The sequence below is a fragment of the Sulfurihydrogenibium subterraneum DSM 15120 genome, from assembly GCF_000619805.1.
Taxonomy (GTDB): Bacteria; Aquificota; Aquificia; order Aquificales; family Hydrogenothermaceae; genus Sulfurihydrogenibium; species Sulfurihydrogenibium subterraneum.
The window spans coordinates 153,570-175,104 of record NZ_JHUV01000010.1 but is presented as its reverse complement, the minus strand read 5'-3'; the positions used below and the strand labels follow the sequence as shown (position 1 = coordinate 175,104).

The following is a 21,535-nucleotide window of genomic DNA, read 5'->3' as shown; positions in this document are numbered from 1 at the left end:
CCTCCCTACATACTTATTTCTAAAATTTTATCTAATGAAACTGGATTATTCGCTATTTTAGCAGATATAGACCCGTTTTCATCTTTATAAACACTGTTAACTATTCCTGTTGAGTATAAGGTATAAGACACATCTTTACCTTGAGAGTCTTTTGCTGATATTATAACTTTGTAATAACCGTTTGATAGATTATTGTTATTTATCTGATAAGGGTATGTAGTATTACCATTTAAATCTTTAAGTGTATTTTCTTCTACTACATTTCCATTTTGGTCTATTATAGAGACTTTTACCAAAGATGCTGGAGAGTCTAACTTAAACTCTATCTGAGACTTACCGTTTTCTACGTAAGTTTGATTACCTTCATACTTCACTTTTTTACCTATTAGAGAGGAAGCTGTAAGAATACTATTTGTAAATTTAGATAAAGCATCGGTTAGCTTTTGAAAACCATCTAAGGATTCCATCTGTCTTAGTTTTACAGTATTATCAAGAAAATCTGATATATCTTTGGCGTTCAATGGGTCTTGCCATTGGAGGTCTGTTAGAAGAACTTTTAAAAAGTCCGAATTGGACATTTTAGAGTTATCATAATTTGTATCTACAATCTTGGGTTTTCCTGTTTGAGCTGCATCGGGAAATTTTGTTAAAGAAGTATCTATCATTTCAACTCACCTCCCATCTTTAGATAATATTCTATCACTTTTTTTAAATTTTCAATAGAAGAATTAAAGTCAAATTTTTCATTTATATTTTGTTTAATAAAGTCTTCTATTATTGGATGCATCTTTATTGCAATATCTATTTCTTTGGAAGACCCTTCTTTATAAAGTCCTAAGTTAATCATATCTTCCATATCTCTGTATTTGCTTTCTAAGTTTATTATTATACTTTGATAATTCATTATTTCGTCATTTACCAGCTGTGGCATTAATCTGCTTATACTTTTTAGTATGTCAACAGCTGGATATATTCTTTTGTTGGCTATCTGTCTTGATAAAACGATATGTCCATCTAAGAAAGATATAGCTGCATCTGCCACTGGGTCTGTAGATATTTCTTCACCTTCTATTAATACTGTGTAGATTCCTGTTATACTTCCTTTTCCTTTAAAATTTCCTGCTTGTTCTATTATCTTAGGCATAAGAGTAAAAACTGATGGTGTATAACCTTTTGTAGTTGGAGGCTCTCCAGCAGAAAGACCTATTTCTCTTTGAGCCATAGCAACTCTTGTCAACGAGTCAAGAAGATAAAGGACATTTTTACCTTTGTCAGAAAAATACCGTGCAATAGTCAAAGAAACTAAAACAGCTCTTATTTTAGCTAATGGAGACATATCAGATGTTGCAACGACAACCACTGACTTTTTTAAACCTTCTTTTCCCAAGTTATCTTCTATAAACTCTTTTACTTCTCTGCCTCTTTCACCTACAAGTGCAATAACGTTTACATCTGCATCTGTGTATCTTGCAATCATTCCAAGAAGGGTACTTTTTCCTACTCCAGCTGGTGATAGTATCCCTACTCTCTGGCCTTTTCCTATCGTGATTAAACTGTTTATTATTTTTACTCCAACATCTAAAACTTCTTTTATCCTTTCTCTTTTAAGAGGATTTATAGATTCTAACTTTAGGTAATAACTATTTGAGTAATTTATACTTTCTTTATTGAGAGATTTTCCAAAAGGGTCTAAAATAGACCCAAGCAGGTCATCCCCTACTAAAATATTTCCTTTTGTATAACTTAGCACAACTGGGCTATCTACTTTGACTCCTTCAATATCTTCGTATGTCATCAATATGGTATACATATCGTTAAAACCAATTACTTGAGACTCTATTTTGTCATTTATAAAGCATACGTCTCCTATACTAACTTCAGGCATTACAGCTTCTATCGTGTTTCCTTTAATTTTCTTTACTTTCCCTATTATCTTATACTTCGGATAACTTTTTAATCTCTCTTTTAATTTCATCTTTTACCAGTTCTATTTTTTCTTTTACGTTATTCTCTACCTTTACCATTTCAAACTCTAATTTAAAATCGTTAGGGTTTAATGTTTCATCAAGTGTTATCTGTGTGTCTGGTAAAGCTTTTTTTAAAAGTTCTTCTAATTCTTTTTTTCCAACTTTTATGCTTACGAGATTATTAGATTTTAAAGTTTCTATCAACATCTCAATACTGTCTTTAATTGTTTGAGGATTATGATAATTTAAAGATAAAAAATCTAAAATCTCTTCTACAGAGTCTGAAATAATTACGTTTATTTTATCTAAAATCTCTTTCAAACCTTGATTTAATTTGTAATTTAGATCTTCAAATGTTTTTTTATACAGCTGTAACTTTTGAGCTGTTTTTTCTTCAAACTCCTGTTTTAATTGATTAAAATATTTTTGCTTTTCAATTTCTAACTCTTTTAGTAGTTCTTCTTTTGCCTTTTCATAACCTTCGATTAAGGATATCTGCTTTATTTCTTCTAACTTTTTTTCAAGCTCTTTAATTTGATGTTTTAAAATGGAGTTTTCCATCAATAGTTCCTGATATTTTTTATCATCTTCTAAATTATTACTTTTATTTATCTTACTAAAATCTGTAAGATTTAACATTACTTACCTTCTTCTTTTAACCACTTTGATATAAGATTAGCAATAAGTACAGGGTTCTCTTCTGCAATCTCTAATAATTTTATGTATTCAGGTATTTTCTCAAACTCTGGCTGTAGTCCTTTTTCTTCTTCGTATCTTTTAGCAAGTTCTGCGGCTAAACCTGCAGGAGCTGCTCCTGTAGATAAAGGTGTAATAATAGCCTCTTGTTTTTTCTTTTTCATTTTAAGCAGTAAGAATACTATTAATCCAAGCAAGATTAAACCCAATAAACCTGCAACTATATACTGTATAATACTTGGTTTTTCTTCTCCTTGTTTTCGAGTTTCTAAAGATTCGAAAGGTACGCTAATTACAGTAACATTGTCTCCTCTGTTTGGGTCAAAACCTATTGCACTTTTTATAAGATTTTCGTAAGATTGAAGCTCCTGTGGAGATCTTGGTTCAAATTCTAACTTTATATTTCCATCTTTATCTTTAACTTCTTTATACTTACCATCTATCATAACTCCAACACTTACTTTCTTAATAGCAAATAGAGGTTTTTGAGTTTCTATCATAGATTTGGAAACGTCATAGTTTGTTGTTATATCACTTTTTTCTTTTTTCTTACCACCTCCACCAAAAATAGGCGTGTTCATAACTGGTGGCACGTTTGTAGGAGTTCCTGGAGGGGCGTTAATAGTGTTTGCTTCTTCTATTTCTGATTCTTTTATCTTTCTTTCACTAACTACAGCAACTTTGTCAGGGTCATATATCTCATCTTTTTGATTGATTTTTCCCGTTTCAAGTTCTACGCTTGCTTTAACAACAACCCTCTCTGGTCCTACTACTTTTGCAAGCATTGATTGAATGTCTTTCTCTAACTGCTTTTCAAGTTTTCTTTTTAACTCTACAGTTTTATCTCCAGAGGCTTCTGTTATATTTTCATCTATAAGGTCTGATAAAACTCTTCCTCTATTGTCTACAACTGTTACGTTTTCTGGTTTTAGTTTTGGTACGGCGTGGGATACTAAAAATACGATAGCTTTTATCTGTTCTTTTGTTAAATCCTTATCTGGCCAGAGTTTTATTATTACTGATGCTTTTGCTTCTTCATCTTCTCTTACAAATAAAGAATCTTTTGGCATAGATATGTTTACTTTGGCATCCATAACAGCATCAAGCTGTTTTATAGTCCTTGTAAGCTCTCCTTCAACAGCTCTTATATAATTGACGTTTTCTTGAAATTGAGTAGTTCCAAGCTTTGGTTCTTCAAATATCTCAAACCCTACAACCTTTCCAGAAGGTAGTCCTTTTGCGGCAAGTTTTAACCTTGCATCGTAGACTTTATCTTTTGGTACCATTATAATTGTTCCATTTCCTTCCAACTTGTAAGGTATGTTTTCTTGTGATAGGGCTGTAAGAACATTTCCTGCATCATCAGGAGATAGACCAGAGTATAAAACTGCGTAATCTTCTTTATGAAAAGATTTAAACAGTATTAAAGACAAAATAACGGCTAAAAAAAGCCCTATAAGACTTGATACTATATATTTAAGATTTTTTTTGTCCTTTACAAATTCTATAAGCTTTTCCTTTAGCTGATTAATGTCTATAGCCAAGGATTACACCTGCATTCTCATTATTTCTTGGTATGCATCTAATGCTTTATTTCTTATCTCTGTTAAAAGTTTAAATGATATGTCTGCTTTTTCTATTAGGTACATAGCTTCTTGTATGTTTTCCACTTTTCCTGCTGCTAAATCTTGTTCAACCTGCTTTGCTGTTAAAAGGTCGTTGTTTACATCTTGGATAAAGTTTTTCAAAATATCTGAAAAAGAGGGTTTTTCTTGATTATTTAAATTAGTTTCTTGGTCCAACTTTAATGGAAGAGTGTTTAATTCTACTCTCATAGCTTACTCCTTTATACTCTTATTATTTCAAGACTTTTTAAAATCATGTCTTTATGGGTGTTAAAAGCTGTAAGGTTTGCTTCATAGCTTCTCATTGCTGACATCATATCTACCATTTCTCTTACAGGGTCAACATTTGGTAGTCTTACGTATCCGTTTTGGTCTGCGTCAGGATTATTTGGGTCAAATTTTAATTTAAAAGGAGAAGGGTCTGTTTGAATCTCTTTTACTTTCACTTTATATACAGGTATATTTTTTGACTGACTGTCTAAAACTGCTTCAAATACTGGAACTTTTCTTCTGTAAGGTTGTCCATCTTCTGCTTTAGTTGAGTTTATGTTAGCAAGGTTGCTGGCTGATAAGTCTATCCTTACTCTTTCTGCTTGCATTCCTGAAACTGATACTTCAAGCCCTTTAAAAATCATCTTTTAATCCCTCCTTATTTACCTGATATCGCATACTTCATCTTTGCCATTTCTTTTTTCATAACCTCAACAAGAGTTTTATACATTATTGAGCTTTCCGCAAGCTTAGCCATCTCTTCTTCAAGGTTTACTTTGTTTTGATCATATCCTGTGATGTATCCGTTCTCAAAACTTGTTATTTTTATATCTTCACTACCTTCTGGATTGATATGCTTTGGATTAGTGAGCTTCATAGGAACATGGTTTCTAAAAACTTCTTCAAACTTTAGGTCTTTAGGTTTGTAAAAAGGTGTATTGACATTTGCAATATTTCCCTGAATAACCTTAAATCTTTCAAAGTAAAAAGAAGACATTTTATTTATCTTATCTGTTTCATCGAACATTTCCTTTAACCTCCTGTATTACTTTTACTGTTTCGTAAAGTTCAAAAGATACTTTAGCGATTTGTGTATCACATTTTTTTACAGTATTATAATACAACTCTCTAGCATTAACTGAATTTAGTTTAACTTTTGCAATTAAATAGTAAGATGCTATATCACAAAGTTTTTCTTTTGGTAATAGATTTTCTGGAATGTTATCTAAAAGTTCAGAGATTTCTTTATACATTTTAGCGTTATACAGTTTTAGGATTAAGTCTGAGATTTTATTTTTAGTATCTTCACCGTCTTTTAGATTGTTTTTGTTTTCTAAAATAGTAGATACTGCTTTTGATAAGTCATTCTTTATTAAGTGATAATCAAGAGCAATTTCAAATGGTAGTTTTTGGTCTTTACAGCTTTTTTCTATGTTATCCAAATCTTCTTTGTAGCTCATATTCATAGCTTTTTTAACAAGAGCAGAAATTATATAAAAGTTACAATTTTTATCTTTTACAGTAGATAGGGTATCTAAAGCTTTAGAGTAATTTTTTTCTTCATAGTATATTTTTGTAAGCTGGATTTTATACTCATCTTTGTCGTAAATCTTAATTAAATGTTTTAGTAAGTCTTTTTTGTAGTAGTTGTCTTTAAGATTTTCTAATATTCTTTTTAGAATTTTTTCATCAAATATATCTTTAAAAAACTTAGGATTTGCTTTGTAAAGTTTTATAAGTGCTTTATTATCTAATTTTTCCAAGTAAGGAGTCCACAGACTTCTTATATACTCTGCTTGTTCATAAGTAAAGTTGGCAGGGTATAAAAGGGAAAGCTCGTAAGATAGTTTATCAATCAAAAAATCTATAGGGTTTTGTAAAACTAAAACTCCAAAGTTTCCTATAGCGTATTTTCCTATGTAGTTTGTCCTATTTGATACAAGAGTTTGAACTACAAATTTAATAGGGTCTTCGAGCTGTTTTACTTTTTTTATTTTACTTTCTAAATCTGAATACTTTAATCCAAGCGCTAACATTTTAAGCCTTGCTACAGTGTTTTCATTTGTTTCTGGAAATCTGTTTATAACTATGTAGTAATTGTTAAACGCTTCATACTTATCATTCTGTATTACTGCTATATCACCAAGTCTTAAGTAAGCTTTCCTTATAACATCGTCATTTTTTACATTATTTACAATTTTTCTAAATATTCTTTTAGCAAACTCGTACTTTTTTAATCTATAGGCAGTCTCTCCAATGTAGTAGTAAAAATCCGGATTGTAAAGTAAATATTCTTCAAAATCTTGATAAACTTGTGAGAAGTAGTTAAATGCTAAATCATAATTTCCTTCATAAAAATACTTCATACCTAAAACGACAGATAACTCTTGTCCTTCGCTTGTCTCTAAAGGTGCAAGGTATACTATGTACTTAGTTATGTTGTCAACCTTTTCCATTAAAATAGAAGTTCTCATAATTCCAAGAATTATCTTGTTTGTAATATTGCTGTTTTCTGATTTTGATAGTAAAGCTATTTTATAGTTTGTTAAAGCCCTTTCGTAAAATCCAAGTCTTTCGTATGCCAACCCCTTTGTATAATAATAATCTTCTGTCTTTTTACCGCCATATCCTATGTAGTAATTTAGATAGTATACAGCATTCCAAAGATACTTTTTTATTCCAGATTTTATTCCTATACCTAAATACGTTTTCGCAGTTAAAAGTAGAACGTCTGGATAAAACTTTAGATTTTTTTTGTAAATTAATTTATCTAACTCTTCTAAAGCAGAGTAATAAGAACCGTAATTATAGTAAGATAATGCTTTTTGATAGATTGGATAATCTTCACTTTCAGTTTTTCCGTAAGAGTTTAAAGAGACGAAAGAAAAAACAAGTATAACAAAAAAAAGTTTTTTCATACTGCAATATTAATACCTTTTTCGGTAGTCGGTTGGCTTAATTTTTCTATGCTGTTTACTTTGTATACTTTTTCTCTATCTTTTAAAGTAAGCTTTAAATCTTTGTAGCCACTGGTTTTAAGGATATTTTTTATACTGTCAATAATTTCAGGTGTAAACACAACGTCTGAACTTTTTATAAAAAGATTTAATGTTGTTTGTGTAATAACTGCGTTAATGTTTGTGTTTTGATATGTTATGTTAAAATTTTGGAAACTACTTTGTCCAGATGTGCTGGGCTGATGTTGGTTTTGAGTGAAACTATTTGCATTATCACCCGCTGATTTTGAGCTGTTATACCCAGAGGTAAGGTCGTAGTTAACAGCTGTAGCGTTGTTAGTATTAACAAAGTCTAAATTATTACTCTTATTCGTATTCTGGTCTAAACTTTTACTGTTAAGGTTAGTGTTAATACTTTGTTTTTCTGTATTTTTAAAACTTTCTGTTAAGATGTTATTATTTATATTGTTGGTAAAATCTTCTCTTTCTATTTTTAGGGATTTAAGAAAGTCTTGTTTTTTAGATTCTATTTTAATATCTACTTTTTTCAAATCTATTTGATCTGTTTCTTTAATACTTTCATAATTTCTTTTCACTTTAATCTCGTCGTTCTTTAAAGAGGTATTGTGCAATAACTTATTTTCATTTAAGTTATTATTATTTTCTAATTTTTTAAGCTGATTAAGGTTATATGTTTTTAATACATCTTTTACATCACTATCTTGATTTTGGAGTTTACTTAATTTATTAGCTGATTGATTCTCTGCTTGCGTTAACACCTGTTTTAAATTCTGTTGAGGTAAAGTTTTTTGGTATTTGAAATCTTCTTGAGATAGAACACCTAACTGGTCTAAAATTTTATTATGCTTTCCATCATTTTGTAATTCTGTTAAAAAGTTGCCCCCTTTTTCAGTATTAGTCTTTATTTGAATTTGATTTAAACTTTGCGAAAGTTTTAAACCTTTTTCTGTTATGTTTTTATCTTTTTTTGGTTTGTTTTCTGGTTTTAGATTTCCAGTTGTTTGAATTTTTACTATTTCAATGGGTTTATCAAGCTGAAGGTTATCAATCTGCTTGGATAAATCTGTCAAATTTTGCTGAATTTTTAAATCTCTTTCTGAAGCATTTTTATCTTTTTTTGTCTTATTTTCTGGTTTTAGGTTTTCTTTTATTTGAATTTCTGATATCTCAATAGCTTTATGAAGTTGAACATTATCAGTCTGTTTGGACAAATCTATTAAATCTTGCTGGAGTTTTGTTTCTTTCTCCACTATGTTTTTATCTTTTTTTAACTTGTTTTCTGGTTTTAAAGACTCTTTTGATGAAGTTTCTTTGGACAAAATCAGGTCAAAAACAGAAAACTTTATTTTCTGTTTTGCTTTGTTATTTTTTATCGCAGTTAAATTGCTATCTAAACTACTTTCTTTTATGGGATTCATATTTCCCTCCAACTTTCTCCTTATTATGATACATAATTTCTCTGATTTTTTCCAGTGCTTTTGCTTTTATTTGAGATATTCTACCTAAGCTTATTCCCATAATCTCCTGTATCTCTTTCGGATCTTTTTCTTCAAAAAATAAGTAATTTATAACTTTTTTTTCATTCTCATCTAAGTGGTTGTCTATTATTTGGGATATTTTTTCAATCTGTTCTTTTATTTCATACTCCTCTTCAGGTGTTTTGGAGTTTGATACAATAGAGTCTATTAAAGATATACTTTCATCCTCTGTAGATATTATCCTATCAAGACTAAGGATAACAGCAGTATTAGAGTAAGGTAGATCCTCGTCTGGTTCTGCTTTTTCTACTGTTATATAATCTCTTTCCGTATGGGGAAAAATTTCTAAGCTTCTTAAAAAATCTAAAATCTCTCCTCTAATTCTTATATAGGCATAGGTTGAAAATTTCCCTTTATCTTCGTTATAGTTTTCTGAAGCTTTAATTAGACCTATCACTCCAACTTGAAATAAATCATCAAAATCAATACTACAATCTGGTAATCTATAGTATATTTTTGAAGCAACTTTTTTAACGAGATTTAAATTCTCTTCTACTAATTTTTTCTTTTCTTTATCCAGATTCATTCACCTTTTATCAGTGATAAAAATTTTTTAAAAAAGCTTTTCTCTTCTTTATTTTTAATTTCTTCTCCTGTTTCTTTTACTGCTATTTGGATTAGTTTTTCTGAAAATTTATCTTTTGGATATTCTTCGCATATTAACTTTCTTTCTAAAACTGATTTTTTTAGGTTCTCAGATGTAGGCAATAATCCTGATAACTCTAAATCTAATTCTAAAAATTTTTTACAAGATTCTTTCAATCTTTCAAATACTTCATATCCTTCTTCATCGCTTTTTACCATATTAATAACTACTTTAAAGTCTTTATAGTTATAAATCTTATATAAGGATTTTATAAAACTGTAAGCATCTGTAAGTGCGGTAGGTTCTGGAGTTGTGATAAGGTAAGTTTTGTCAGATGGAAGTACAAAGTTTATAACATCTTTTCCTATTCCAGCTCCAGTATCTATAATTACGTAATCGTATAGTTTTGAAATTTTGTCAAGTTTATCAACTAACATAATTATTTTCTCTTCTTCTAAAACCGATATGTTGTCTATTCCAGAAAAGCCAGGAATTAAATCGAAATTCTTTACATTTAGTATGTTTTCTTCTATGTCTTTTTTACCTTCAAAAAACTCTTTTAAAGACCTTATTAGTGGTATGTTTAAGATGACGTGAATGTTTCCAAGTCCTATATCTGCATCAATAAGTAAAACTTTTTTGTTAAATTTATTAGCTAAGATATAGGCAAAGTTTATAGAGAAGTTTGTTTTTCCTACTCCTCCTTTTCCAGAAGCAACGCATATAAATTTCGAGTTTTTTATAACATTATTGTTATTTTCTAACTTTTGTTTTACTAAAGTTTTTAAATGCTCAAGTTGCTGTTCCATTATTCTGTCTCCTTAAGTAGTAAAGAGACAAGTCTTTCTGGGGTTAAAACTTTTATATCTTCAGGGACGTTTTGACCTGTACTTATATAAGTGAGTGGTATGCCTGTTTTTACTGTAAGGTTAAGTATTATACCCAGATAAGCAGTTTCATCTATCTTTGTAAAGAATAAGTAGTCTATTTTGAAAAATCTTTGGTATTTTTCTATTATATTAAAACCTTCCTTTGTATTCATATTAGCACTTAAAACCATCATATACTGAGCTTCATCCAAAAATCTTAAAGTTTCTTTCATCTCGCCTAACTTCCAGTGGTCATAGTGGCTTCTTCCTATCGTGTCTATAAGTATAACATCTACAAAGTTTAAGTCATCAACGGTCTCTCTTATTTTTTTAGGGTCTGATAGTAGGTAAAAAGGTATTCCTAAGATGTTAGAATAACTTCTTGCCTGATCTGCAGCTCCTGCTTTAAAAGTATCAATAGAGAGTACTGCTACTTTTTTGTTTTTATTTAAAACTAAATCTGAAGCTATTTTAAAAAGATTTGTTGTTTTTCCTACACCTGTTGGACCTAAGAAAACCAAAACTTTTGGTCTTGTTAAGTTTTCAAATACATCACCTTTAAACTTAACGCTGTTAGTTAGACCTTCTATCAATGATTCTCTAAAAGTAAAGTGTTTTAAATCAAGTTTATTAGAAGACAGCTCTAAACCACATCCTCCTCTTACAATCTCTTTAGCAACCTCTAAGTTTACCTCTTTTTGTGTTAAGATGTTAATCAAATCTATAGCTTTGCCTGAGAATTCTTTTGTAATCTCCTCTAATTTATTATCGTGTATTGTTATTTCTTTTTTAACTTCTGGTTCTTTTACAGGACTTTCTTCTACCAGATGGTAAGACCGAAGTGGATTGGAAGGAGGCTGATAATTTTCCTCTTCTTCAACCTCTAACTCTTTTTCTAACAATTCTTCAAACTGGACTTTTTCTTCCTCTTCAGGTTCAACTATTAGTATGTGTTTTGTTTTTTTTATAAAAGGTATCTTTGTTTTTACTTTAACTTTATCTTTATAAAGGATTTTATATTTATCTCCCAGCTCTTGGTTTACTTTATTCAAAAGCTCTTCTAAGTTAAAACCTTCGTATATTTTAATTTTCATCTACATCCACCATCCCTACTATATTTAATTTTACATTATTTTCTATCTCCCCGTAGGATAAAACAGTAAGATTTGGAAGGTAGTTTTCAAGTATCTGTTTTACGTATTTTCTAACGATAGGTGAAGTTATCAGTATAGGCTGGGTAGAGTTTATTATAAACTTATCTAAGTCTTGGCTTATAGATGCTATTAATTTCTGTACAAAAGAAGGGCTTACTGATAAGCCGTTTTTGTTCTCATTAAGTAGTTTATTTATATAGTTTTCCGTTCTATTTCCTAAAACTAATGCCATTATCTCTCCATTTTTTTGATACATACTTGTAATTACTCTTTTAAGAGCCATTCTTACATATTCTGTTAGTAGGTCTGGGTCGTTTGTTTTATTTATGTTATCTGACAATGCTTCTACGATAGTAGGTATATCTTTGATAGGAATTCCTTCTTTTAAAAGGTTTTGTAATACTTTATGTAAAATATTTAAAGGTACTTGGTCTGGAACGATATCTTTTACCATCGGGTAGTTTTTAGATACTATGTCTAAAAGTTCTTTTACCTGCTGTCTTGTAAGTATTTCGTATGAGTACTTTTTAATTGTTTCTGAAAGGTGTGTGATTATAACTGTGCTTATATCTACAACTGTATAACCTGATAATCTTGATTTGTCTTTTAAATTCTCTTCTATCCATAAAGCGTTTAATCCAAAAGCAGGGTCTTTCGTAGGAATACCTTCAACTTTTTCTTTTATCATTCCTGTATCTATCGCAAGGTACTTTCCAGGGTAAACTTCGTATTTTGCTACTTCTACTCCTTTTATAAGAATTCTGTATTCGTTTGGCTTTAATTCAAGATTGTCTTTAATGTGTACTAAAGGTATTAAAAGACCAAGCTCCTTAGTCAGCTGTTTTCTTAAATTTTTTATTCTTTTTACTAAATCTCCTCCTTGTTTCTCATCTACAAGGTATATAAGCCCGTATCCTATCTCTAATGTAAGAGGTTCTGGTGGTTGGACGTAATCTTCGGGTTTTTCCTCCTCTAACGACTTTACTATTTCTTTTGCTTTTTCTTCTTTTTCTTTTGATTCTTTCTCTTTAAGTATTAAGTTCATCATATAACCAGATATACCTACTATGGAAGATAAGATTAAAAATGGTAATGTAGGCATTCCCGGAATAATACCCATAACAAATATTGCACCAGCAGCCATAAATAGTGCTTTTGGATAACTTGTAAGCTGTGTAAATATCTCTTGTCCTAAATTCATCTCAGAGGCTGCCCTTGTAACCATAAGTCCGGCAGCTGTTGAAGTTATTAATGCAGGAATCTGAGATACTAATCCATCACCTATAGTAAGTATTGTAAAGTTTTGCAGAGCTGTCTGAAAGTCCATACCTTTTTGAACCATACCTATTATAATTCCGCCTATTATGTTTATAAAAACGATGATTATTCCTGCTACCGCATCTCCTCTTATAAACTTGGTAGCACCGTCCATAGCTCCGTAAAAATCAGCTTCTCTTTGAACTTCCTGTCTTCTTCTTTGAGCCTCTTTTTCATCTATAAGACCACTGTTTAGGTCAGCGTCTATACTCATTTGTTTTCCTGGCATAGCGTCAAGTGTAAACCTTGCAGCAACTTCTGATATTCTTTCTGTTCCTTTAGTAATAACGATAAAGTTAATTATAACCAGCACTAAAAATACAATTATACCTACTACGTAGTTACCGCCTACTACAAACTGACCAAAAGCCTGTATAACGTGTCCTGCTGCATCAGGTCCTTCGTGTCCATGCAGAAGTATTCTTCTTGTAGATGCAACGTTTAAAGATAGTCTAAAAAGTGTAGCTACAAGAAGTATAGAAGGAAATGAAGAAAACTTTAAAGGACTTTCTACATATACAGTAGCCATAAGAATTAGCATAGAAAATGTAATACTGAACGTAAGAAGTATATCAAGTAAAAAAGGTGGAACGGGAAGAACTAATGAACCTAAAATTATTAAAATAAGAATAATTACTATTGCATCTGAGTATTGATTTATCTTTTCAAATACACTTAAGGCTCTTTCCAAGATTATCCCTTTTTATCTTGGTTTTGAGCATAGGATTTTATAGCGTTTAATATGTAGTCTTTTAAACCTAACTGGTCTGAGTCTGCCATTACCTGTGCAAGTTGCATATCAAACATATCAAGGTACATCCTACTTCCAAAATCGTTTGAGGAAAACTGAGGAACTGTTTTTCTCATCTCTTTAACTACCATCGATAAGAAAATAGTTTGAAAGTTTTTTGCTACTTCTTCCGGTGTTTTTGCTTCTTGGATACTTTTTAAATCAAAGTAAGAGTTTATGTGATTTATCTCCATTATGAAACCTCACATTATTATTATGTTTGCGTTAATCTTTCCTGCATTTTTTATAGCTTGAATGATAGCTATAAGGTCGTACGGAGAAACACCTAAATCGTTGAGGGCTTTTACTAAATCTTTTAAAGAAGGCTTTTCTATTTCTATAATTCTTCCTTTTTCTTCAACTACTTTCGTTATAGTCTGCTGAGCAATTACAGTTTGACCACCTGATAAAGGCGGCGGCTGAGAAACAAGAGGAACAGTTTCAACCGATACGTATATATTTCCATGGGATACATAAACAGGTGGGTCTATTTTAATATCTCCACTCATTATAACTGTTCCTGTTTTTTCGTAGATAACAATAGTTGGATAATCTGTATCTAAGGAAACTTTTAGGTCTAAAATTGATGCTAAAAACTCCGCCTTGGAGTTTCCATCTGGAAGTTTAATTTTAACAGAAGTGGCATCTAAAACACTGGCTATGTTTGGATACTTTTTATTAATAGTGTTTGCAATCAGTGTAGACCTTTTAAAATCTGGATTTTTCAAGTTAAGTGTTATCTCAGTTAAAGAGTTAAAATCAAAGGGAAGCTCTTCTTCTATTATTACACCGTTTGGTATTATACCAGCTGTTGTAAATCCTTTTTGAACTTTACCTGTCTTGTTAGATTCAGTAAATCCTCCTCCAGTTGATACGGGACCTTGAGCAAAAGCGTATATTTTACCATCGGGACCATAAAGAGGTGTCCTTATTAAAAGTCCATTTCTAATATCTTTTGCATCACCTATGGAAGCAACTTGGACATCTACAGTCATTCCCGGTTTTGCAAACGGTGGAAGGTTTGCAGTAACGATAACAGCTGCTGAGTTTTTAGTCCTTACTTGAGCTGGGTCTATGTATATACCAAGTTTTCTAAGCATATTAGCAATACTTATAAGTGTGTATCTACTTGTTGTTCCGTCTCCAGTCCCGTTAAGTCCTACAACGATACCATAGCCTGTAAGATAGTTCGTTCTAAAACCTTCTACTTCTACTAAATCTCTGATTTTTATCTCATTTGTAGCAGCAAACGTTATAAAAGGTATAAAAAGCAGTAAAATTATTTTCTTAAACATTTTCTCTACCTTTAAAATGGCCAGATTTTCTTTAAAAATTGTGCAAGCCAGCCTGGTTTTGTACTGTCTGCCATATAACCTTCTCCGTTGTACTCAACATACATATCAGATATTCTTGATGAATCAACAGAGTTATCTTGTAATATATCCGTAGGTTTTACTATTCCGGATATTACAAGTGTTTGATAATCATCGTTTACTTTTACAACTTTTTTACCGACTATAAATAGATTTCCATTGGGATAAACCTTAGTAACTCTTGCAGATATTGTAGCTATCAGTTTAGAAGACCTGTTTGTTGATGCAGTCCCTTTATAAGTGTCAGAGTTATTTTCTGTAATACCTGCAATAGGCGTTTTATTTGGTACTTGTTTACCCATTATAGTTGGAGATGGTACGCCTAAAGACATTTTAGATTGTTCTTGTGTGTTTGTTCCGGAAGCTGTCTGTCCTGCTATTGTCTCTACAACTTTTATAGTAATAACGTCTCCAACGTTAAATGCCTTTGAGTCTGTAAACAGATTATTATAACTTCCCGTGTATAAAGACCCTGCAGTTCTTGAAACTTTCTCTTGTGGAATATCAGGAGGAACAGGGTTGTAAGGCTTGGCATACTCGTTTTTAGATGCACATCCTATAACAAAAGCCGTTAGAATAAAAGCTGTTAACTTTAATTTCATCTACTCTCCCTCAACTAAGACCGTTTGTCCATCTATAACCTTTCCTACTATTTCTTTACCAGTAGAAATATTTTTAACTTTTATGTAATCTCCTTCTTTTCCATTATCTAACGCAATACCTAAAAGTTGAACTTTTATTGCACCTTTCATATATAAAATATTCACTTTTTGATTTTTTCGTATAACTAGAATTAATTTTCCATCTTTTTGCTGACTTATTCTATACGCAACTGGTATTTCTGCTAAAGTTTTACCATCTTCTATCACCAAGCAAGACAAGTAAAGGTACAGTCCACTGTTTCCTTTACTTTTACAATCTACACTGTCAAAGTCTTCCGTAATCTGTTTTGTATAACTTTCAGGTATTTTTACCATATTTACAATTTCAAACTCTTTAAAGTTTGTCTTTACGTAATTATCAACTAAGTTTTTGAATTTTTCTACGTTATCCGCTGAAAAACTTAGCTTAATAAAAGCTAAAATTAGTATAAAAAACCATACCATCCTATCTAACTTTTAAGCGTTGAAACAGTTCTTAACATTTCATCTGCTGTAATTATTCCTTTTGAGTTTACTTCGTAGGCTCTTTGGGCAACTATAAGGTTAACCATCTCCTCAACTATGTTTACATTAGAAGCTTCTAAAAATCCTTGTGTAATCTTTCCAAAACCGTCTGTGTTAGGGTCTCCTTCTATTGGTTCTCCTGATGCTTCTGTATATTTAAACAAGTTTTGTCCTATCGCTTTTAATCCTGCTTGGTTCATAAATCTGTAGAGTTTTATGTCTCCAACTTCCTCTGTTGTCTGCTGTCCACCACTGTTTCTAACTACAACAACTTTACCGTTTGGACTTACTGATATACTTATAACTGTTTCTGGGGCTGATATTTGGATATTTGGACTTAATCTATAACCTTCTGGATTTACTATATAACCTTCGTTGTCAAGTTGGAAATTTCCCGCTCTCGTAAAGGCTTCACTACCATCTGGCATCTCTATTTTGAAAAAACCATCTCCTTGAATAGCAAGGTCTAACGGGTTATCTGTTTTTATAAGACTTCCTTGAGAAAACATTTTTGCAACATCTGAGACTTTCACACCTAAACCTATCTGTATTCCTGCTGGAACTCTGTTTTGAGTAGAGCTTAAAACTCCCGGGTCTCTAACATCTTGGTAAATAAGGTCTTCAAAGTTTGCTCTACTTCTTTTAAACCCTACAGTATTAACGTTTGCTATGTTGTGAGATATAACATCTAAGTTTGTTTGTTGTGCTTCCATTCCTGATGCTGACGTCCAAAGTGCTCTTAACATGTTAAACCCTCCTTTTAAGCTTTTCCTATTTCGTTTAATCTTCCTTCAAGTTGGTCTAAAGATTTTGCTAAATTCATGTAAATGTCAAATCTTCTATGACTGTTTATCATCTCTACCATTTCTTTTACTATATTTATGTTAGATCCTTCTAAAAACCCTTGTCTAATACTATACTTTTGAGTTGGTTGTTCTTGTCCGTTGTAATAACTATTTCCTACAGGTTGAAGGTTTTGTAGGTTTACTACTCTTAAAGTTGCTACAAGTTGTCCGTTTTGGTATATCTCTCCTTTTGTTGTAATATCTATTCTACCGTTTGTGTTTAATTTTATTCTTTGTTCGTTTGTATCAAGTACGTATCCACCGTTTTGGTCAACTAAAAAACCTTCGTTGTTTATAAAAAGATGTCCATTCCTCGTATAAAATCTTCCTACGTTTGTCTCTACTTGAAAGAATCCTTCACCTTCTATTGCTAAATCTAAAGGGTTATCTGTTTTTATGAGAGTCCCCTGACTGTTGATAACATGTGTATCTCTAAATCTTGGAAATACAAGCAAGTCTCCCGTTTGTCCTACATTTTCTGGAATTTTTTGACTCATCTCCCTCATAAGTATTTTTTTAAATCCAGAAGTGTTTGCGTTTGATATATTATTTGTTATAGTATCTAACTGATCTACCGCCCTACTTCCTCCAGAGGCTAAAATGTAAATTGGTTGAAAATTTACTGCCATCTTTATAACCTCTTCAATTGTTTTGATATAAGGTTTACTCTTTCTTCTTTCGTCAAAATTTCTTTTATCTTTATTGCAAACTGATCTTCAACCTGATAAAGCTCTCCTTTTGCTACTAAAACGCCGTTTACTTTTAAATCTATAGGCTCTGTTATAAATCTATCTAAATCTACTACACTACTTGGTGAAAGTTTTAATATCTCCTCTATTGTCATTACCCTTGAACCTATCTCCACCGTTATAGTTATAGGAAGGTCTAAGAGTATGCTAAGTTTTTGTTGTATAACTTCTGGAATATTTTGTGTTTGTTCTTTTATAGGTTCCTCTTTTGGTTGTTCTTTTATAATTTCTTGTTCAGGTGTTGTTTTCTCTTCTTTTTTTTCAGATTCAAGCATCTGTGCCCAAGCATCCGCTAAGTCTTCTTGAGATTCAGAAGGTTTACTTTCTTCTTTTTTTTCTTCTTTTTCTTCTACAACAGGTTCCTGCTGAAGCATCTGCTCCCAAGCAGCTGCCAAGTCTTCTTGAGATACTTCTTCTTGGTTTTCTTGGTTATTATTTTCCTTCTCTTCCATCTTCCTCACCTTTAATTCTGCTTACTATCATCGCTGCGTACTTTTTGTCGTACCTTCCAAGCTTTGCTAAAAACTTAGGTTTTCCTGCAACTAACAGTTTTATGATATCATCCTTTTTTACATCTAAAATTATATCACTCCCTACTTCCAAGTTTATTAATTCCTCTACTAACATAGTAAAACGTGAGAGTTCTAAAGTTAGCGTAAGTTCTACTTTTGATATTTTCTTTTGGATATTTTCTTCCCATTCCGGAGATATCTCTAAACCAGAAGTTTCTGAAAAGATGATATCTTTTAGTGGTAAAAAAAGCATCTGCGGAAAAGCAAAACTAAAGGGTACTTCTAAACCTTCTATGTCAAGTATCATCTCAACTACTATAACTTTTTCAGCAGGAGATACTATCCTTACTAAAAATGGGTTAAATTCAATAGATTTTTTTTCTATTTCAACTGGAAAAACAGTGTGCCATATTTTCTCAAAACTACTTAAAACAGTATCTACAAAATCATTAATTATGTTAATCTCTAACTTTGTAAAGTCTCTACCTTCTATTTTAAAGGGTCTTGCACCTCCTCCAAACAAGGCACTAACTAAATTAAAAACTACTCTTGAGTCTATTACTAAAAGTGCAGACTCATTAAGAGGTTTCATTGTAAATATCGTGTAAGATGCAGGTAGTGGAATTTTGTTGATAAAATCTCCAAACTTCATCACAGTTATAATATTTTTAGAAACCATGTTTATAACGGGGAATAGAGATCTTATCTCTTCTCGGAATATTTTAGCCCATCTTTCAAAGATTACTTCCAATCCCGGAAAACCACCTTTCTTTATCTTTTCAATTTTAGAAAAATCAAAAGGTTTCTCTCTTTTCGTTTCAACAACAGTTTCTTTCTTCCCACCTCCAAGTAATGCATCAATCTCTTCTTGAGATAAAAAATCTGACATTTAAATCACCCCACTAAATTATAATTATAACATCTCTTCTCCACCACCGCCATACTCAATAACACCAGCTTGTATAAGGTTTTTAATAACCTGTATAATTTTCTTACGGGCATTTTCAACATCTGACTTTTTAACAGGTCCAAGTACTTCCATATCTTCCATAAACATCTGTGCAGCCCTTTTTGACATATTAGCAAGGAACTTGTCAATAATCTCTTGAGGAGCTCCTTTAAGTGCAACAAGAAGGTCATTTTTGTCAACTTGTTTGAGTATTTCCATAATAGCTCTGTTGTCAAGTTTAATAATGTCCTCAAATTTGAACATTCTTTCTTCTATGTTGTCTGCCAACGAAGGTGCCTCTTTTCTTATTTCGTCTAATATCTCCTGTGCAAAGTCTTTTGGAAGGTTGTTAACTATCTCAGCAGCTATGTCTAAACCGCTTAACATCTCTTCTTTTCCAGCTCCTATAGTGTATAACTCTGCTTCAAGATTATCAGCAACCATCTTAATCATATTTGATGATACTTTCTCTAAAGATGCAAGTCTTTTTATTACTTCTTCTTGAATGTTTGATATTCCTTGTCTTCTTGGTAAAAATTGGATTATCTCTGCTGCTTTACTTGGTTTTAACTGGCTTAATATTAGTGATATAACTTGAGGATGCTCATTTTTTATAAGATTTGCTACTACTTTAGAGGGAAGTTTTTCAAGTTCATTGAATATGGCTTTTCCTTGTTCTGCTAGAAGTAGTCCGTCAAAAAGTTCTTTAACCTTTTCTGGAGGAAGAGCTTTTTCTAATATCTTTCTAAGGTTTTCTGGAAGAAGCCTTAGTGGAGCTGTTTCGGATATTTCTTTATAAGCTTCTTCAATGACCTTTTTTAAAGTTTCCTTATCTGGTGATTCGAGCGTTAGAAGTTTTTTTATAATTTTTTCTAAATCTGTCTGCTTTAAATGTTTAAAAATCTTTACATTTTTATCTTCTGGTAAAATTGATAAAAGTACAGCAGCTTTATCTAATCCTGAAAGTTTTTCTTTATCCATTTTACTAACCTTGCAATTGTGCCCAAACTTTATCTATCTTTTCTTTCAAAGTTTCAGCTGTAAAAGGCTTAACTATATAGTTATTTGCTCCGGTTTGTATTGCTTGTAAAACGTTTTCTTTTTTGGCTTCAGCTGTAACCATTATAACCGGTATATTTTTCAAATCCGGATCTTTTCTTATTTCTTGTAGTAGTGTGATTCCGTCCATTTCTGGCATATTCCAGTCTAGTAAAACCAAATCGTATTTTTGTTGTTTTAGTTTTGCTAAGGCTTCTTTCCCGTTTTCAGCTTCATCAACATTTGTGTATCCCAGTTGTGTTAAAAGACTTTTTATTATTTTTCTCATTGTAGCCATATCGTCTACTGATAAAATTTTAGCATCTGAAGGAAATCCCATATTAACCTCCTTTATAATCCTAATTCTTCTAAAAGTTTATCTACATCTTCCTGATTAACTCTATCTCCAGTAATAAGTTCATGAACTTTTCCAACTGCTTTCTTTTTATCTTCTTCGGATAAAGATGATGACATTTCTATAGATGTAGCCGCAAACTTTAAGAGATTTTTCTTTGTTTCTTCTAATATGTTTATAACCTCTTTTATCTGCTGTGCCATAAGGTCTTGAAAAGAAAACATTTCGTAAACCTTTATTAAGATATTCATGTTATCTTGATTTTTTTCTTTTATTATATTTAACTTTTCTTTTATAGTGTTAATAGGGTTTAAGTTTAAAAGTTCATTTGTTATAGCGTCGATTATCTTACAATTTTCTTCTACTTTGTCTATCTGCCCTATTATGTTGTTTGCACTTTCTTCGGAGAATTTTATTACCTCTCTAAGACTTTCTGTAGCGGTAGGTGTTATGACTTTCGTTGTATGGGTAGTAACTTTTGCAGTTTCTTCTATCTTTTCTTCAAGTAATCTTACTTCTTCCAGTATGCTCTTTATAACAGTCTTTAGGTTTTCCATTACTCTCCTCCGTATTTTTCTAAAAATGCTTTGAGAATCTGATAATGATGGTTTATTTCCATCATTTTTAATGTTGCTTCTTTTTTATTTGGATGAATATCAGGATGATACAACTTTACCATCTCTCTAAACTTTTTCTTAAGTTCTTTTTCCGAAAGTTCTTTTATTCCGAAAAAATCCATTGCAACTTTTATATGGTGGGGTCTTGCATCTGGGTCATTGCAAAAACTCCAATAAGCTTTTATGTAAGTTTTTATAACATGTTTATTCTTATTAAAAAACTCTTCTAAATCTTTTTTAAAAAAGTCCTCTCTAAAGTAAGTTTTTAATGTTGTATAAGTATATCGTCTAAACCAATCTTCTACAAAATAGTCCGCATCTCCGTTGTACTTTTCATAAAGGTTAAAAAATAAACTTTGAAAAAGATCCATTCTTTTATTGCTTATAAATTCCATAATTTTCACTATAAACATCTATTTC

25 protein-coding genes are annotated in these 21,535 nt (G+C 31.3%); all 25 read right to left on the bottom strand.

The genetic code is table 11. The features are described 5' to 3' along the window. Positions 1-5 precede the first annotated feature (5 nt). Genes Q385_RS0105275 through Q385_RS09130 form a run of 25 tightly spaced genes read right to left on the bottom strand, consistent with a single transcriptional unit; the run spans position 6 to position 21,528 of the window. A complete protein-coding gene (locus tag Q385_RS0105275; protein WP_028950663.1) occupies positions 6-665 on the bottom strand; it encodes a flagellar hook assembly protein FlgD in 660 nt (219 codons plus the stop codon). Continuing rightward, positions 662-1,975 carry a FliI/YscN family ATPase gene (locus Q385_RS0105270; protein WP_028950662.1) on the bottom strand — a complete coding sequence of 438 codons (1,314 nt, stop codon included), beginning with the start codon at positions 1,973-1,975 and terminating at the stop codon, positions 662-664. Before Q385_RS0105270 ends, Q385_RS0105275 begins: the two co-directional genes overlap by 4 nt. Then, complete coding sequence (locus Q385_RS0105265) at positions 1,935-2,606, bottom strand: hypothetical protein (RefSeq protein ID WP_028950661.1); 672 nt, start codon at positions 2,604-2,606, stop codon at positions 1,935-1,937. The genes Q385_RS0105270 and Q385_RS0105265 overlap by 41 nt, the downstream gene beginning before the upstream one ends. Next, positions 2,606-4,207, bottom strand: coding sequence for a flagellar basal-body MS-ring/collar protein FliF (fliF, locus tag Q385_RS0105260; protein WP_028950660.1), 1,602 nt, complete (start codon positions 4,205-4,207; stop codon positions 2,606-2,608). Before fliF ends, Q385_RS0105265 begins: the two co-directional genes overlap by 1 nt. Positions 4,208-4,210: 3 nt before the next feature. Beyond that, a complete protein-coding gene (fliE, locus tag Q385_RS0105255; RefSeq protein WP_028950659.1) occupies positions 4,211-4,498 on the bottom strand; it encodes a flagellar hook-basal body complex protein FliE in 288 nt (95 codons plus the stop codon). An 11-nt stretch (positions 4,499-4,509) separates the two neighbouring features. Continuing rightward, positions 4,510-4,923: a flagellar basal body rod protein FlgC gene (gene flgC / locus Q385_RS0105250; protein ID WP_028950658.1), complete on the bottom strand. Its 414-nt coding sequence runs from the start codon at positions 4,921-4,923 to the stop codon at positions 4,510-4,512. Between the two features lie 14 nt (positions 4,924-4,937). After that, entirely contained in the window at positions 4,938-5,306 is a 369-nt protein-coding gene (gene flgB / locus Q385_RS0105245) for a flagellar basal body rod protein FlgB (RefSeq protein ID WP_028950657.1), read from the bottom strand. Then, positions 5,296-7,197 (bottom strand): tetratricopeptide repeat protein, encoded by a 1,902-nt coding sequence (locus Q385_RS0105240; RefSeq protein WP_028950656.1) that lies wholly within the window; start codon positions 7,195-7,197, stop codon positions 5,296-5,298. The genes flgB and Q385_RS0105240 overlap by 11 nt, the downstream gene beginning before the upstream one ends. After that, the gene (locus Q385_RS0105235; RefSeq protein WP_028950655.1) at positions 7,194-8,675 is read right to left on the bottom strand and encodes a hypothetical protein; all 1,482 of its coding nucleotides are present in this window, start codon (positions 8,673-8,675) and stop codon (positions 7,194-7,196) included. The genes Q385_RS0105240 and Q385_RS0105235 overlap by 4 nt, the downstream gene beginning before the upstream one ends. Then, the gene (locus tag Q385_RS08910; protein WP_037919649.1) at positions 8,653-9,321 is read right to left on the bottom strand and encodes a sigma-70 family RNA polymerase sigma factor; all 669 of its coding nucleotides are present in this window, start codon (positions 9,319-9,321) and stop codon (positions 8,653-8,655) included. Before Q385_RS08910 ends, Q385_RS0105235 begins: the two co-directional genes overlap by 23 nt. Next, positions 9,318-10,190 carry a MinD/ParA family protein gene (locus tag Q385_RS0105225; protein WP_211245385.1) on the bottom strand — a complete coding sequence of 291 codons (873 nt, stop codon included), beginning with the start codon at positions 10,188-10,190 and terminating at the stop codon, positions 9,318-9,320. Before Q385_RS0105225 ends, Q385_RS08910 begins: the two co-directional genes overlap by 4 nt. Then, positions 10,190-11,344 carry a flagellar biosynthesis GTPase FlhF gene (gene flhF, locus Q385_RS0105220; RefSeq protein WP_028950653.1) on the bottom strand — a complete coding sequence of 385 codons (1,155 nt, stop codon included), beginning with the start codon at positions 11,342-11,344 and terminating at the stop codon, positions 10,190-10,192. Before flhF ends, Q385_RS0105225 begins: the two co-directional genes overlap by 1 nt. Next, a complete protein-coding gene (gene flhA, locus Q385_RS0105215) occupies positions 11,334-13,412 on the bottom strand; it encodes a flagellar biosynthesis protein FlhA (protein ID WP_037919646.1) in 2,079 nt (692 codons plus the stop codon). The genes flhF and flhA overlap by 11 nt, the downstream gene beginning before the upstream one ends. A gap of 2 nt (positions 13,413-13,414) precedes the next feature. Then, positions 13,415-13,705, bottom strand: a complete 291-nt coding sequence (locus Q385_RS0105210) for a rod-binding protein (protein WP_028950651.1) — start codon at positions 13,703-13,705, stop codon at positions 13,415-13,417. A gap of 9 nt (positions 13,706-13,714) precedes the next feature. Further along, positions 13,715-14,806 (bottom strand): flagellar basal body P-ring protein FlgI, encoded by a 1,092-nt coding sequence (locus tag Q385_RS0105205; protein WP_028950650.1) that lies wholly within the window; start codon positions 14,804-14,806, stop codon positions 13,715-13,717. An 11-nt stretch (positions 14,807-14,817) separates the two neighbouring features. After that, the gene (locus Q385_RS0105200) at positions 14,818-15,486 is read right to left on the bottom strand and encodes a flagellar basal body L-ring protein FlgH (protein WP_028950649.1); all 669 of its coding nucleotides are present in this window, start codon (positions 15,484-15,486) and stop codon (positions 14,818-14,820) included. Then, positions 15,487-15,990 (bottom strand): flagella basal body P-ring formation protein FlgA, encoded by a 504-nt coding sequence (locus Q385_RS0105195; RefSeq protein ID WP_028950648.1) that lies wholly within the window; start codon positions 15,988-15,990, stop codon positions 15,487-15,489. Positions 15,991-15,995: 5 nt separating this feature from the next. Continuing rightward, on the bottom strand, positions 15,996-16,796 hold the full coding sequence (gene flgG, locus Q385_RS0105190) for a flagellar basal-body rod protein FlgG (RefSeq protein ID WP_028950647.1): 801 nt from the start codon (positions 16,794-16,796) through the stop codon (positions 15,996-15,998). Between the two features lie 14 nt (positions 16,797-16,810). Continuing rightward, positions 16,811-17,524: a flagellar hook-basal body protein gene (locus tag Q385_RS0105185; RefSeq protein ID WP_028950646.1), complete on the bottom strand. Its 714-nt coding sequence runs from the start codon at positions 17,522-17,524 to the stop codon at positions 16,811-16,813. Positions 17,525-17,526: 2 nt separating this feature from the next. After that, positions 17,527-18,096, bottom strand: coding sequence for a FliM/FliN family flagellar motor switch protein (locus tag Q385_RS0105180; protein WP_028950645.1), 570 nt, complete (start codon positions 18,094-18,096; stop codon positions 17,527-17,529). Then, on the bottom strand, positions 18,077-19,045 hold the full coding sequence (locus tag Q385_RS0105175; RefSeq protein ID WP_028950644.1) for a flagellar motor switch protein FliM: 969 nt from the start codon (positions 19,043-19,045) through the stop codon (positions 18,077-18,079). Before Q385_RS0105175 ends, Q385_RS0105180 begins: the two co-directional genes overlap by 20 nt. Before the next feature lie 24 nt (positions 19,046-19,069). Beyond that, the gene (gene fliG, locus Q385_RS0105170; protein WP_028950643.1) at positions 19,070-20,086 is read right to left on the bottom strand and encodes a flagellar motor switch protein FliG; all 1,017 of its coding nucleotides are present in this window, start codon (positions 20,084-20,086) and stop codon (positions 19,070-19,072) included. Positions 20,087-20,090: 4 nt separating this feature from the next. Next, positions 20,091-20,483 carry a chemotaxis response regulator CheY gene (locus tag Q385_RS0105165; protein ID WP_028950642.1) on the bottom strand — a complete coding sequence of 131 codons (393 nt, stop codon included), beginning with the start codon at positions 20,481-20,483 and terminating at the stop codon, positions 20,091-20,093. Between the two features lie 11 nt (positions 20,484-20,494). After that, positions 20,495-21,055 carry a protein phosphatase CheZ gene (locus tag Q385_RS0105160; RefSeq protein ID WP_028950641.1) on the bottom strand — a complete coding sequence of 187 codons (561 nt, stop codon included), beginning with the start codon at positions 21,053-21,055 and terminating at the stop codon, positions 20,495-20,497. Next, positions 21,055-21,528: a J domain-containing protein gene (locus Q385_RS09130; RefSeq protein WP_028950640.1), complete on the bottom strand. Its 474-nt coding sequence runs from the start codon at positions 21,526-21,528 to the stop codon at positions 21,055-21,057. The genes Q385_RS0105160 and Q385_RS09130 overlap by 1 nt, the downstream gene beginning before the upstream one ends. Between the last annotated feature and the right edge of the window lie 7 nt (positions 21,529-21,535).